We start from the raw sequence: 13641 nt of genomic DNA, 5'->3' as shown, positions 1-13641 counted from the left end.
CTATCTGGCTTTTTATCTGCCATTTTTCTTTATTCTTCCTTCTGTAGCTTCTTTAATTCTATTAATTTATCACGCAACTCTGCTGCCGCTTCGAAATTCAGCTCTGCTGCCGCTTTCTTCATCTGCTTTGTCACATCTGCGATCAGCTTCTCCAGTTCCTTTGCACTCATAGACTCCGGATCTTTTTCCATCTTCATCTCAGATGCAGCAACTTTCTTTGAAATACTGATCAGATCACGGACGCTCTTCTGTATCGTCTTTGGTGTGATTCCATGTTCTTCATTATATTTCATCTGGATTTCACGTCTCCTTGACGTCTCATCCATCGCTTTCTGCATAGATTCCGTGATCGTATCCGCGTACATGATAACATGTCCTTCCACATTACGCGCAGCACGGCCGATCGTCTGTACCAGTGACGTCTCTGAACGTAAGAATCCTTCTTTATCCGCGTCAAGAATTGCCACAAGTGTAATCTCCGGAATATCCAGACCTTCACGCAAAAGATTGATTCCGACAAGCACATCGAAGACATCCAGTCGCATATCACGGACAATCTCTGTACGCTCCAGCGTATCAATATCCGAATGTAAATATCTTACACGGATGCCTACTTCCCGCATATAATCGGTCAGATCCTCTGCCATTCGTTTCGTAAGTGTTGTAATCAGTACTTTATTCTTTTTTACGATCTCTTTATTCACTTCACCAATCAGATCATCAATCTGTCCTTCTACCGGACGCACTACAATCTCAGGATCCAGAAGCCCGGTCGGCCGGATTACCTGCTCTGCCCGGAGAAGTTCATGCTCTTCTTCGTAAGTGCCTGGCGTAGCCGAAACAAAAAGTACCTGGTCAATCTTATTTTCAAATTCATCAAAACTAAGCGGACGGTTATCCAGTGCCGATGGCAGACGGAAACCATATTCCACCAGGGTACGTTTTCTCGACTGATCTCCATGATACATTCCACCAATCTGCGGAACTGTCTTATGCGACTCATCAATCATCATTACAAAATCGTCTGGGAAATAATTCAGCAGCGTATTCGGCGGCTGTCCCGGAAGCAGTCCTGCCAGATGTCTGGAATAGTTTTCAATTCCGGAACAGAAGCCAGTCTCCCTCATCATCTCAACATCAAAATTTGTCCGTTCCGCAATACGTTGTGCTTCCAGAAGCTTTCCTTCGCCTTTGAAATATTTCACCTGGCCTTCCAATTCAAGCTCAATATCATGAATTGCTTTCTCCATACGTTCCTTTGGAACGACATAATGAGAAGCCGGAAATATTGCAATGTGATTCAATGTATTTTTAATCTCACCGGTAAGCATATCAATCTCTGAAATCCGATCGATCTCATCCCCGAAAAACTCAACTCTGATCGCAGTATCCCCACGGTCTGCCGGCACAATCTCTACTGTATCTCCCCGCACACGAAACGTTCCACGCTTGAAATCCATATCATTTCTGTCATATTGAATATCTATCAGCTGACGCAGTACTTCATCCCGGTCTTTCTCCATTCCCGGTCTTAATGATACCATCATCTGCTCAAAGTTCTCCGGTTCGCCCAAACCATAAATACAGGATACACTGGCAATTACGATTACATCTCTCCGTTCGATCAACGCCGCTGTTGCCGACAGTCTTAATTTATCAATCTCTTCATTTACAGAAGAATCCTTCGCAATGTAAGTGTCGGATGACGGAACGTAGGCTTCCGGCTGGTAATAATCATAGTAGGATACAAAATATTCCACTGCGTTCTCGGGGAACATCTCCTTGAACTCTCCGTATAACTGAGCTGCTAACGTCTTATTATGAGCGATGACAAGCGTCGGCTTCTGTAATTGCTGAATCACATTTGCCATCGTAAAAGTTTTTCCAGAACCCGTAACCCCTAGTAAAGTCTGGCATTGATTACCTTCCTTGAACCCTTTCACAAGCTCTGCAATCGCCTGTGGCTGGTCTCCGGTTGGCTCATATGGGGCTTTTAATTTGAACTCATTCATGGTAAATTCCTCCATTTATGACTTTTAGTACGATCACTATCAGCCAAAAATTCGTAATCAGATTCGTAACGAAATGCTTATTTTTGTCTCGAATAGAGGTCATTTTTGTTTCGTTACGAATAAAAGTCACAAAATTCATTTTTGCGGATAAAACAGCACTCGGAAATGCCTGATGATACTAGGCTCCGGTTCTGTCATATTTTTACTGTTTGTTCTTGTAACAGTCCCTATTATATCAAACATTTTTTTGAAAGTATATAGATGAAAGCAAGAAAAAAGTACAAACGTTCGATTCTCATTTGTACTTTTCTATCTTACTACTATTCTATTTTTTATCATGCTGCGTTGAAATATTCCTCCAGAATTAAGTCTATTTCAATCACTTCTGAATAATCATAATACTGATCTTTCCTCTCTTTTGGAATAACTTCTTCAATAAATGGTTCCAATACATCCAGACAGTCTTCTATGATTTCCTGCGTATCTCCATAGACATCTACTGATATGATTTCCTTGGCATGTCCCAATAAATGCGAAACACCTTTTGAATTAAAGCTATTCTTCAGCAAAATAGTTGCATAGGTATTTCTCAACTGGTGAAAATGAATATCCGGCAAATCCAAGGATTTCAACAAGTCTTTATAGTATTTCTGATGAAAACCTTTACTCCTTGGATTCCCATATGTAGAACAACAAATATAATTCCAGTCCCGGAACTCTTTTGGTCTGCGTCTGCGGTTCTTCTCATAAGTTTTCCGTTCTTCCAGAATTGCTTCAAATACATAATCCGGTATTGGAAGTTCACGCACACCAGCAGGTGTTTTTGTTTTAATTTCCTGCTTTGTCAGCATCTTAGGTGCACAGTCTTCTGCTTTACTGTTTGGCTTCTTTCCCAACTGACGCTCTACTCTCAACATCCTGTGAATGTAATCGACATCACTGTATTTCAGACCATTTATTTCACTTCTTCTGAGTCCCATCAATACCGCAAACAGAATTTGCATATGAATCGGTGTCTCCTTGCTTGCCTCAATCAACCGAAGCACCTGCGGAAGTGTCAATGTTTTCTTCTCGTCAATTTTCAGGACACGATACTCTGTCTTTTTTATTTTCTTCGGTAAATTGATTCCTTCCTGTGCTTCCTTGATACTGAAAAGCTCCTTGACCTTCTCTACAAAGACCTCCACCAGCTTTGGGAAGTGTTCCAGTGCCTGCAAAAACGGCTGGCATTTTTTTTGAGCCGGTCATAGCGTTCCTGCAATCGTTCCACGGCAGAGGACGCATTGAAATATTGCCTTTGATAGTAGGAAACGCTGCTTTTCAAATCTTGGATTTCACTGCGGCTTGTGATACCCTCCTTGGCAAGTGCCGTGAGCTGTTGATAATCGTCCTTGGAAACGGAAATCTTGCCGGTGATGGTTTTCTGCCCCATACCCTCAATCTCTGCCATTGTCTTGCGGACTTCGTGAGCAGGTTCATAGCGTACCTGCTCGGCTTCAATGCGTTCCTGAATGTGGGCAAGTCGTTCCTTGTCCTTCTGAATTTGATAATCCAGGCTGCTCAAATTCTCCGCTGTGCTGCCCAATACGCCACGCTCAAAGCCGGTGAAACCCGCTTCGGTCATATGCTCAAAGAGCTTGTCTTGCAGAACGGAGTAGGACTTGCGGAACATCGGCTTTCCGTATTTGCTGATAACCTGCTGCCCGTTTTCGTCCAGCAGAGGAACGGCGTTCTTCCATTTCTTCGAGTGGGAAACTTGGTTGATGACCTCCTTGACCGTTCCTCTCAGGGCTTCGTCCTTGCAGCGTTTCGACCACAAGATTTCTTTTCTGACGGTGGGGATTGCCACGATGTGCAGGTGGTAGTGGTAGACCGGCTTGCCCAGTTCTTCGGACACCGCCTTGTTGATTTCATCGGCGTGCATAACCGCCGACACGATGTTCTCCTCGCCGTAAATCTCACAGCCCAAACGGTAGGCTTCCTCGTAGAACTGCCTGGCATATTCGTAGCCGCCGTGCTCCTCAAAGTACCTTGTGTTCACATCAATGACCAGCTCGTTAAAGACCGTTGCCCCGGCTTTCTGTCCTCTTGTGGAGATTTTGCCCTCATCAATGAGCCGCTGGAAATACTCGTTGTAGGTCAGACCGCCGGTGTCCTTAAAGTGAACATTGCGGGCAATTTGCTCGGTGTCCACATTAAGATTTGCGTAGCTTTCGTTCTTGCGCTCGTTGTGTCGCTCGGTTTTCTGCGCTCCCTCTGCGGAGATTTTCTCCACTCGGATAACGCTCCAATTTCCTTCCGCCATTCTCATCACCTCCAGTCAGCGGAAAGGGAGGGGGGTGCGGGTTACGCAACTTTTTCAAAGTGCGTAACCCACTATGACACTTTCAGCTTCGCTGCAAAGATGTCGTGGGCAAGGGCTTTCCTCCCTTGACCTCCCTCAAAACCTCAATCAAATAGGCAGGTCGTCCTCGTCCGTGACTTCCTGCCCATTCTCAATCGGAAGCCAGCCGCCTACCGCCCGCCAGCAGGGAACGGATAAAGTCCGTTGCCGCTTCCTCACAGGCATTCGGTCTGCCCATCCTCGGCGCAGAAGCAGAGAAAGCATCCTCCGCATTCAGCTCCAGCTCATCAAGAAAGTTCACGCCCTTGTCGGCTACCTCAAAGAGAATAGCCGAGCCCATCGGCGCAAGATTGCTCTTGACCTGCACCAGATAACGCTCAGCGGGGTTCTGTTTGTTTGCCGTGCGTGTGACAGCAAGAATGCTTCTCGCTGCACCGGCAATGTCGATAGAGCCGTTGGTGCGATAGAGGGGGCTTGTGTCCTTCGCCTTGTTCATATGGGCGATGATGACGATGGCGCAGCCGGTGTCCTTGGCAACGGCAATCAGGTGGTTGAACTCGGCTCTCGTTTCATTGGCGTTGTTCATCGAGCAGGTGTCACCGATATATGAACTCATTGGGTCGAGGATCAGCAGCTTGGCGTTGTACTTCTCCACGGCCTCACGGATACGGTCATCTCCAAAGGTCAGGCTCTTTTCGTCCTCCTTGATGAAGATGAGCCTATCACCGTCACCGCCCGCCGAATTAAATCTCGGCACAACGGTATCGTCTGCATCGTCCTCGGTGGTCTGATAGATAACCGTCATCGGCTCGCCTTGTTCGTCCTCATCGGCAAAGGGCAGCGGCGCACCCTTGGAAAGCAAAGCGACAAGAGAAAGCATCAGCTTACTCTTGCCGTCACCGGGGTCGCCTTGCAGCAGTGTGACCTTGCCGAAGGGGATATAGGGATACCACAGCCAGAGCACCTCCTTGGGTATAATCTCGCTTGCCTTGATGATTTCCAGCTTTGCTGGGGTGTTGTTCGCATAGTCTGTCATTGTCTTGTTCTCCTTTTCGATAGATAGTGTGGGCATTGGATAACGGCGGCACGGAAGCTCTGCTTGCAGCTCCTTTCGCATTTCCTGCAAAGCTCGTTGTATTTCTTCCTGCCACGCTCATCAAGAAAGAACGCCCATTCTTCCTTGAGGTATTTCGGCATACGGGGCATAGCGAGCACCTCCTTTTCACTGCCGATTTGCTCCCGAAACGCAGAAATGCCCAAAACCGTTTCCCACTGTATAGTTTCGGGGCGATTTTGGGCGTTTTCTTTCGATATGAGCGGCTTTGTTTTAGCGGCGGTATCCTTTACCGCCAACCATTCAAAAGCCGCTGTTTGTCGCTTCCGGGTAACAAAAAAGCGCCGTATCGCTACGACGCTTTTGTCTTGCTCGGAAGATGGGGCAAGGGAACGCTATTCAATTATCTGTTGTACTTTTTCTTTCTGCTGACAACCGTTGTGCCAATGGCTGCACCGCCGCTGACAAACAGCAAGGCAATCCACAAAGCAAGGTTGCTTGTATCGCCGGTCTGCGAAGATTTGGAATCGTCCTTCAGCTTCGCCGTTACGGTGTCGGCTTTTTTGATTTCCTTTGTACCGTCCTTGTCGCTGTAATATTTACCGCAGCCTTCGCAGTACCAGTACTCGATATTGCCCTCGGTGGTCTTGGTCGCCGTAGTTGCCGGGAAGTGCTTTAAGTCGGTGTGGTTCTTCGCATCAAGCTCACCGTATTCCGCACCGCAGACTTCGCACTTTGCCTTGTCCTTGCAGGTCGCTTTCCCGCCGGTGTGCTCAGTCAGCTTCTTGCCGCAATAATCACACTTGTGGTCTTTGTTATCGTCTGCACACTCGCTGATTATATAATCGCAGATATCACATTTGTGGTCTTTGTTTGCATCGATGCAATTCTCGGTTTCCGTATGGCTGGTGTCACGCTTACAGATTCGGGTGTGGGTCTTTTCATCGCTGTTCTGCGTCCAAGCGCCCCAGTTGTGGTCCAGCGCATTGCCGGAGAAGAAGGTCGCCTCATCCGCCGTGCCCTCGGAGCTCAGACCGCAGACTGCGCAGGACTTGTAGTAGACTGCCTTTTCCGTGCAGGTGGCGGCGGATTTCAGGTACTTTGCATCCACTGTCTCCGCCGTGAAGTCGTGGGGCAGCTTTTCGCCATACTCAGCCTTGCAAAACTCACAGACGGCATTTTGGGTGCAGGTCGCTTTGCCGCCGGAGTGCTCCGCGTAGCCTTTCTTTCCCGCGTTATCCGTCACATCGCAGTTTTTATTGTCACATTCATACCAGTGATGCGTTGCATCGGACGTCCAATCGGACTTCCAGCTATGGCCCGTAGCTGGAATCGGCTCTATTTTTGTTGCGTCGCACTTGGTGCAGCTATATGTCTTTTTGCCCGCTTTTGTGCAGGTAGGCGCTGTTGTTATCGTACCGCTGTCCCAAGTATGAGGGCTTACGTCATCCTTTGCATCGCAACGGGAACACTGCTTCCAGTGCTCGTTATCATCATGTGTCCAACTGGTAGTAAAATCATGTCCCAGAGCATCGCCATATTCCGCACCGCAAACTGTGCATGTTGCTCTTTGGGTGCAGGTGGCCGTGCCGCCGTGGCAATTCTCGGTTTCCGTATGGCTGGTGTCACGCTTACAGATTCGGGTGTGGGTCTTTTCATCGCTGTTCTGCGTCCAAGTGCCCCAGTCGTGCCCAAGCGGTTCGGAAGATCCGCCGCATTCCGTGCATGTCCTTCCGCTTGTGCAAGTCGCCGTTCCGCTCCATTTGTGTGACATTCCGTAAAACCATATATTATTACACACCGTGCATGTAACATTGCATATGTGCCATTCATCATTTGAGTATTGATAAGTCAACCTTACTGTTTGTATCCGGTTGCATTTAGAACAAAACGCAATATCCGCCGCATATGCCGTCATAGGCATAACAGCCAGCATCACGCACAGTATGAGCACAACGCTCAAAATTTTCTTATTCATATAGTTTCCTCTCCTTTCCTTTGCTGTCCTTTGACAGCTTAAAATCGTATTTCATTTCCAGCATTGCAAACAGCTTATACATAACCTCTGTAGCAATTGCTTCAATATCCAGTGATTGAATAAAGGCAAGCACCTTTGCCTGTTCTTCCTCCGGTATACGATACACCCGCATCGCCGCCGTCAGAAAGCGACTGAGCTTGCGTTCCAACGGAAAATGAATATCACATTTTCTCGCCATATAGCTGCGCATCAATCCCGCCGTGCCAATTTCCATCTCATAAAAGTCGCTCTCGGTATCATCGGGAAAATTTTCACCAAAAATCTGCTTCAGCTCTGCTGTGGTTTGCAGGTAAATATATTCCGACGTGTCGGGCAGGGAATAGGCTTCAATGTAGATTTCTCGCAGGTTCTCATTCAGTTCAGTCAGTGTCAGTTGGATCGCCGTTTCCACCGCATAGGCGTAAACTGGCGGCAGCTTGCTGTCTGCAATGCTTCTTGCCACGCCGAACTGTCCGCCGAACATCGTTTCGGTCAAGTCCAGCAAAATTTTATCCTTGGTGGGAAACAGATTCAAATAGCTTCCTCTTGCAACACCTGCTTCATCCACAATCTGACTGACAGAGGTGTTTTTATACCCCTGTTCCAGAAAGAGACGGACGCACACGGTCAGTATTTTCCTCTTTGTTCCACTGCTGTCTCTCCGCAAATATATCACCTCTCTTTAAACGCTTTAGTACGTATACTAATAATATCATAGCAAGTACAAAAAGGCAAGCGGTATTTGAAACTTTACCTCCGTAAATTGTGACATTTCCGCAAACGCTGGCTTCTTCCATTACTCACGGAACTTTATGACTTCTTGAATACTACCCGCAAAGGAAAAGCCGCCGTCTGTTGACAGCGACTTTTCTCTTTAGCGGGTAAACCGTATCAGCAGTTCATTTATAGCATCCACTGCGCCGTGTCTTTTCACCTGTATCTCTCGATTTCGCCACTCCATAAGGCACTGACAAATTACTCTGATTTCTACCGGCTCAAAGGGGATTTTCTTCTTTCGCCCCGGCTTCATTGCCTCAGCAATGTCACACAGGCGAAGGGCGAGTGAGTCAATCTGACCGTTGGTTTCTGCGTCATAGCTCCTGTGCTGCTGTATCAAGCCGTTTATCAGCACTCGCACCTCATAATCGTCCAGCTTGACATTCATAGCCGTCCTCCTAACAGTAAATCAAATCGTTTGCAACGATTTCCATAGCAGCACTGCGGATGTTGTTCATCCTCTGCACCCACAGCATTTGATTTTCCGCTTTGAGGGCTTCCATAACGCCCTCCTTTTCGGAAAGCTGCTTTACCAGCCGAGAAAGCATTGCTTCTGCCTGCTCATTGAGGTCTGCAAGGTAATCGTTCAGCTTGCCGGTGGTCAGCACCTCGGCATACAGACTGGTCTTGTGCTTGCGAATGTATCGCAGGTGTCGCTGTCCCCAAATGCCGATGGGTCTGCCCTCCGGCTCGTCCTCTCCGGCGATCAGATAGTAGTCCCCGACAAGCTCATAGCGCAAGCCTGTCCTTTCGTCTGTGATGAATTCTTCCATTGTATCGTCCTCCTTGAATTATATTGCTTCTCCGGCTTTCTGCCCGGATTGCTTACGGTGATAATAGGCAAGCTGTCTTTGGTTGCGATTGATGGTTTTGCATTCCTCGGAGCACAGCACCTCCTGACCGTTGGACGGCCAGAAGGGATTGCCGCATATCTTGCAGACCTTTTGACGGAAGGTGTGCTCTCCCTTTTCGGCAAAGCGTTTCTTCTCTTTTTCTGCCTGCTGATGGGCTTTTGTACAGTCGGTGTTGCAAAACCTCTGCCTTGTGCTGTTCGGATAAAACTCCTTACCGCACTGTTCGCAGATACGCTTCGGGTACTTATGCCCGTCATTCGCCGCCCAGCGTTCCGCCTTGGTTTTGGCTCTATGCGCAGCATTGCTCTCACGCTGCCGGTTCTTCTTGCGCTTTGCTTTTTCCGCCGCTTCTTGCTCGGCATCTATCACATTTAACACATGTGCTTTCTGTGCAATCTGATTTAAGTTATTTCCAATCTTATGAAGTTCCCGCATCATGGAATAATAATCTGGTGGCGGTGCGTCTCTTGGAACAACACCGGAAATCAACTGTCTCAGGTAAGCTTCCCGGTTCAGTCCACTTTTCTTTACTTTCTTATCCAATACCTCTGCTTCTTTTTTGTTCAATCGAAAAAGGATTGCTACATTACGTTTTCTCAACGCTCCAGCTCCTTTACTTTCTGTATAGAATCTGGTTCCTGGCGAATCTGGTGTTTTTCTTTATCGTAGCTGTAAACTCTGTCTGAAAGGACTTCCTGCCGTTCCACTTCATTTTTATTTACTTCCCGTACCATTTCACCAAGCATTTTCGGTTCCATCTCTCCATTATCCGGAACGATCAGAACTTCATGCACAGATGACGGTAACACATAAAATCCTTCTGGAAAAAGCTGTTCCAATTTATTTAAAACTTCTGGCTGCGTGATCATAGATGCCCCATATTGCTTTTCTACATTCGTAAGTACATACAACATATCATGTGAACGAAATCCAAAATCAACATTTTCATCTAATAAATTTGTTGCATGTCCTTCTTCATTAAAAATACTCAACAACATTTCGTCCATTGACTGAAGAATCGGTATATTTACAGGCTGTGTATTTACTCTTGCCTGCCGAAATATTTCCTTTGCATCCACATTCCACATCTTAAGATGTTCATTTTTCACCTTCATAGTCGCTTTTCCATCGTTAGACTCTACCGGGAAATCCACATAACAGATAGCCGACAGATCTTCCATATTTTCATGAGGCATTTCCTGTAACATTCGTTTGTTTGCCTGCGTGTTCACAAGCATCACTGCCAGATGTTCTTTCACTGAATCATAATCCATTGGGTTGATACCACAGTCCACAAACGGGACATTGCCTGCTTCTTCCATGCATTTTGCAATTTCATTCATCACTTTCTCAACAGGTTCACCCAAACGTATTTCATTAAAGAACGACCCTACATAAACAACTGGGCACACATTTTCTTCCTGTAGTCTTACCTGTACTCCTATCATCTGGACTCCATTATTTTTATTCATCTGCATTACCTGAAATTCTGCATTCTCATATTTTTCTGGGAGAAAATTCCTGATGTCCTTTGCTACACTTTCCGCAAACACTTTTTCTGCTATCATTTCTCTTGCAATCATTTCTTCTGTTCTCCCTTCTTCTTGTTCATTTTCTTTAAATATTCCTGATATCGTCTTTCTGCTGTCTTTTTGTCTTTCATTGATACTTCAACCTGCATCTTGTATCTCCTTTCTTTTTGTCTACTGAATCTTGTTAATCTGCAACAGGCACATCAACACTACTCCTATAATGCCACCTACTAATACTCCACAAATAAACTTCAACATTGTTACTTTCTCCTTTTTCATTTTCCGAGGGTCACAGGGATTCTCCCTAACAAGCAGCCGCCGGACTGACAGACAGGAAACCTGTGTGGCAATCCAAAGGCGTTGCTTGCTGGTATTGTGTATTCTTCTGCACCCGTCTCACGGTTCCGGGTATCAGAAGATTTACTTGCCGAAAAGCAAATGCTTTTTTATTCTTTTAGTTCACAAATCCCGCAAGTTTCACACAAATATTCACACTCTGTGCATCGTACATTTTCATCAGTTTCCATGCATTCTTCACTTGCCGGACAATACTTTTGACAACTTTCACACTGCTCCGTACAGCTTTCTTCTGACACTTTTTCAGCAATAATTCCAAGTAATTCACTCTGTTCTTTTTCCTCTTTCAACTGTGTTTCCAGAAAAATCTTCAACAGATTTTCGCTGTCTACATCGTCTTCCATCATCAAAATCAGTTCTTTCTTATACACAACCTTCAGCTCATATCTTGCAATTTTCATATCTTTTTTCACCTTCTATCTCTCATATTTTTCATGACCAGACATATTCTTTTTCATGCTTTTTTCTCTCTTGGTAATTGCCAGATTTAACTTGATGCAGAGCAGATCGTTGTAATCTTTTCCTTGTTTTGGTGGTACATCTTTTATCTGATATTGCTTCGGAAGTACTGTAGAAATTGCTTTTGTGGCAAGTCTTCCAATACGGTCATTATCCAAATGCAGAACGATTGTCTTCACCTCTGGATGCATTTTTAATGTCCTGGCCAACGCTGCAGGGACTTTACTTTTTTCAATTTCTTTTGCTGGCTGATAGACACCTGCCAGTGACAATAAATGTTCTCTCCTCAACTCTTTCCCGTCTAATTTCTGCAACGTCGCATAGGATAACAAATCAATGGCTGACTCAAACAGATGCACCGTATCATTGAATTTCTCTGCAAAAATGGAAAAAGAATAATTCTTATCGCTTCCATTTGCTTCTCCTATAAAGCTGGTTCCGATTCCTCTAAGAGCTGCATATTTCGGATTATCTTTCTCATCCATCCCTACAAACACTACGTTATGATGAAATGCACTTTCATAAACTCTTCCGGACTCCAAACAAAACTGAATGATTTCCTTATCAATCCCACGTCCTAAAAGATACGCAATCACTTTCTGATCATCTTGATTTTTCTTTGGCAACAGTAACTTTTTCTCCATCGGAACATTCTCAGATACAAAAAGAGGCGGCTGAATATTTGCCCGTTCTGCAAGCAATTCAACCGCCTCTAAAAAACTGTATCCTCTTACTTTGATCAGATAATCCAGTGCTGATCTGCCACCGGTTCTCTGACTCCACCACATCCATTTCCCATTTGATATTTTCAAACTATCGTGTGTTCTGGTAGTGTAGGTGTTGCCAGAAAAGTGAACCAATTCGTATGGTTCATAATTTTTCAAGTACGTGAGCAAATCCATCCGCTTGACCTCTTGCACAACTGATGGTGGTATATATGGCATAATTTTCATCTCCTTTCCTGCCTTGGATTGATATTATTGGAATAATAGCCAGGCATGAAAATAGCCAGGTGATTCCTTGAGCTGGAACCAACTGGCTATGTATAAATGATCTATTTTAATTTTTCAGTTCTTCTAATGCTTCTAAAATATCATCTAAATTAAAAGAATACACCCACTTCGCACCTATTCCATATGCCTCATCTGGTACTGAATATGAGCTGTCTAATCTGACAACTACTAAACCATTGCCTTTCTCATTGTTTTTATCAATTTCATATGCTTGCCAATTTTTATATCCTATTTCTTCGCTATCTGGATGTTCATCATTAGAATGTTCTCCTATAATAGCTATCATATAATTTGCCTGGCCGATTTTCGTACTTAAAACCTGCTTTATTTTTGAAATAGATTCACTCTGAATCTCACTCGGAGTACAATCATTTATTGAAAAATCTATATTTTCATTTTCATTCCAAGCTTCCAACAAATTATAATAATGCCTATCGTTTTCATAATCAAATGAACAACATACTTTTTTCTTTGCCATTATCGTCTAAACCTCCTCAAGAATTTTTCTCAAAATATTTGTAGCCCGTTCTACAAGCGGTATATGTTTCTTGCAAAATTTTGTTATTTTAGAATGTATTTCAAAGAAATAAAACCATACAATAATAAAAATTGCCACAAATAAAATACTATCACTCACCAACGCTATAGATTTGTTTTATAAGATGTTAATGCCGATATTCTTTTTGGCAATTAATATAGTGAAAATATATACAGAGTGGAAAATTTCAAAAAACAAATCAATGAAATTAAGAACCATTGGATAATTTTTTTGATAATTTTTCCCCTCTCGTTCAAATACTCCCAATTCATTAGCAATATGCTTTTCCAACTTCTCCATATACTTATATTGCCGTTCTATATACAACATATCTTGTATATACCGAATCATCACATAAGTAATTATCAGCCATAGCAATGTCTGTATAAGTGTATTACTTAATTGTACAGTCATATTTAATTTTTGATGTATTCCTTCCTGAATAAGTTCATAAGTTTTTTCAGGTTCTACTAAAAATAAAAATGACGTTGCCTCTAATACACATAAAATTACAAAATTTTTATTTCTCCTACTTTGCGCTTGCCTACTTAATTCACACGTCTCTTTATAATGATCATATGAAATTTCTAACGAATCCATATTACCATCCTCTTATCGCTTTAACGATTTCATCATGAGTAAAGCTATAAACTCTTGTAGCACCACAATTTTTTAGTTCCACTG

Annotated in this window: 15 protein-coding genes; all 15 read right to left on the bottom strand. The window is 44.2% G+C overall.

The annotated features are described in order from the left end of the window. Positions 1-29: 29 nt before the first annotated feature. The 15 genes from uvrB to H8S07_RS13020 all read right to left on the bottom strand — a co-directional run bounded on the left by uvrB (position 30) and on the right by H8S07_RS13020 (position 13557). Entirely contained in the window at positions 30-2012 is a 1983-nt protein-coding gene (gene uvrB / locus H8S07_RS13090) for an excinuclease ABC subunit UvrB (RefSeq protein ID WP_118519673.1), read from the bottom strand. 335 nt (positions 2013-2347) lie between these two features. After that, positions 2348-3229, bottom strand: a complete 882-nt coding sequence (locus H8S07_RS13085; RefSeq protein WP_243060415.1) for a site-specific integrase — start codon at positions 3227-3229, stop codon at positions 2348-2350. Beyond that, positions 3184-4317, bottom strand: a complete 1134-nt coding sequence (locus tag H8S07_RS13080) for a plasmid recombination protein (protein ID WP_243176034.1) — start codon at positions 4315-4317, stop codon at positions 3184-3186. The genes H8S07_RS13085 and H8S07_RS13080 overlap by 46 nt, the downstream gene beginning before the upstream one ends. A gap of 190 nt (positions 4318-4507) precedes the next feature. Then, complete coding sequence (locus H8S07_RS13075; protein WP_118519674.1) at positions 4508-5392, bottom strand: AAA family ATPase; 885 nt, start codon at positions 5390-5392, stop codon at positions 4508-4510. 421 nt (positions 5393-5813) lie between these two features. Beyond that, on the bottom strand, positions 5814-7388 hold the full coding sequence (locus tag H8S07_RS13070; protein WP_118519676.1) for a hypothetical protein: 1575 nt from the start codon (positions 7386-7388) through the stop codon (positions 5814-5816). After that, positions 7381-8103, bottom strand: a complete 723-nt coding sequence (locus tag H8S07_RS13065; protein ID WP_186856175.1) for a TetR/AcrR family transcriptional regulator — start codon at positions 8101-8103, stop codon at positions 7381-7383. The genes H8S07_RS13070 and H8S07_RS13065 overlap by 8 nt, the downstream gene beginning before the upstream one ends. 198 nt (positions 8104-8301) lie before the next feature. Continuing rightward, positions 8302-8592, bottom strand: a complete 291-nt coding sequence (locus H8S07_RS13060; RefSeq protein WP_118519677.1) for a hypothetical protein — start codon at positions 8590-8592, stop codon at positions 8302-8304. Between the two features lie 10 nt (positions 8593-8602). After that, positions 8603-8977: a TnpV protein gene (locus H8S07_RS13055; RefSeq protein ID WP_118519678.1), complete on the bottom strand. Its 375-nt coding sequence runs from the start codon at positions 8975-8977 to the stop codon at positions 8603-8605. A gap of 18 nt (positions 8978-8995) precedes the next feature. Then, on the bottom strand, positions 8996-9658 hold the full coding sequence (locus H8S07_RS14530) for a plasmid mobilization protein (protein WP_243060418.1): 663 nt from the start codon (positions 9656-9658) through the stop codon (positions 8996-8998). Next, entirely contained in the window at positions 9655-10641 is a 987-nt protein-coding gene (locus tag H8S07_RS13045; protein ID WP_186856174.1) for a DUF5688 family protein, read from the bottom strand. Before H8S07_RS13045 ends, H8S07_RS14530 begins: the two co-directional genes overlap by 4 nt. A gap of 120 nt (positions 10642-10761) precedes the next feature. After that, positions 10762-10848, bottom strand: coding sequence for a DUF3789 domain-containing protein (locus H8S07_RS13040; protein ID WP_101872451.1), 87 nt, complete (start codon positions 10846-10848; stop codon positions 10762-10764). A gap of 188 nt (positions 10849-11036) precedes the next feature. Next, the gene (locus H8S07_RS13035) at positions 11037-11348 is read right to left on the bottom strand and encodes a hypothetical protein (protein WP_186856173.1); all 312 of its coding nucleotides are present in this window, start codon (positions 11346-11348) and stop codon (positions 11037-11039) included. Positions 11349-11363: 15 nt separating this feature from the next. After that, entirely contained in the window at positions 11364-12350 is a 987-nt protein-coding gene (locus tag H8S07_RS13030) for a DUF3991 and TOPRIM domain-containing protein (RefSeq protein ID WP_186856172.1), read from the bottom strand. A gap of 115 nt (positions 12351-12465) precedes the next feature. Next, on the bottom strand, positions 12466-12897 hold the full coding sequence (locus H8S07_RS13025; protein ID WP_173903444.1) for a TIR domain-containing protein: 432 nt from the start codon (positions 12895-12897) through the stop codon (positions 12466-12468). A 177-nt stretch (positions 12898-13074) separates the two neighbouring features. Beyond that, positions 13075-13557, bottom strand: a complete 483-nt coding sequence (locus H8S07_RS13020) for a hypothetical protein (protein WP_186856171.1) — start codon at positions 13555-13557, stop codon at positions 13075-13077. Positions 13558-13641 lie beyond the last annotated feature (84 nt).

The sequence above is a fragment of the Dorea hominis genome, assembly GCF_014287705.1.
GTDB lineage: Bacteria > Bacillota > Clostridia > Lachnospirales > Lachnospiraceae > Dorea_D > Dorea_D hominis.
This window is presented reverse-complemented; position numbering and strand designations above follow the sequence as displayed.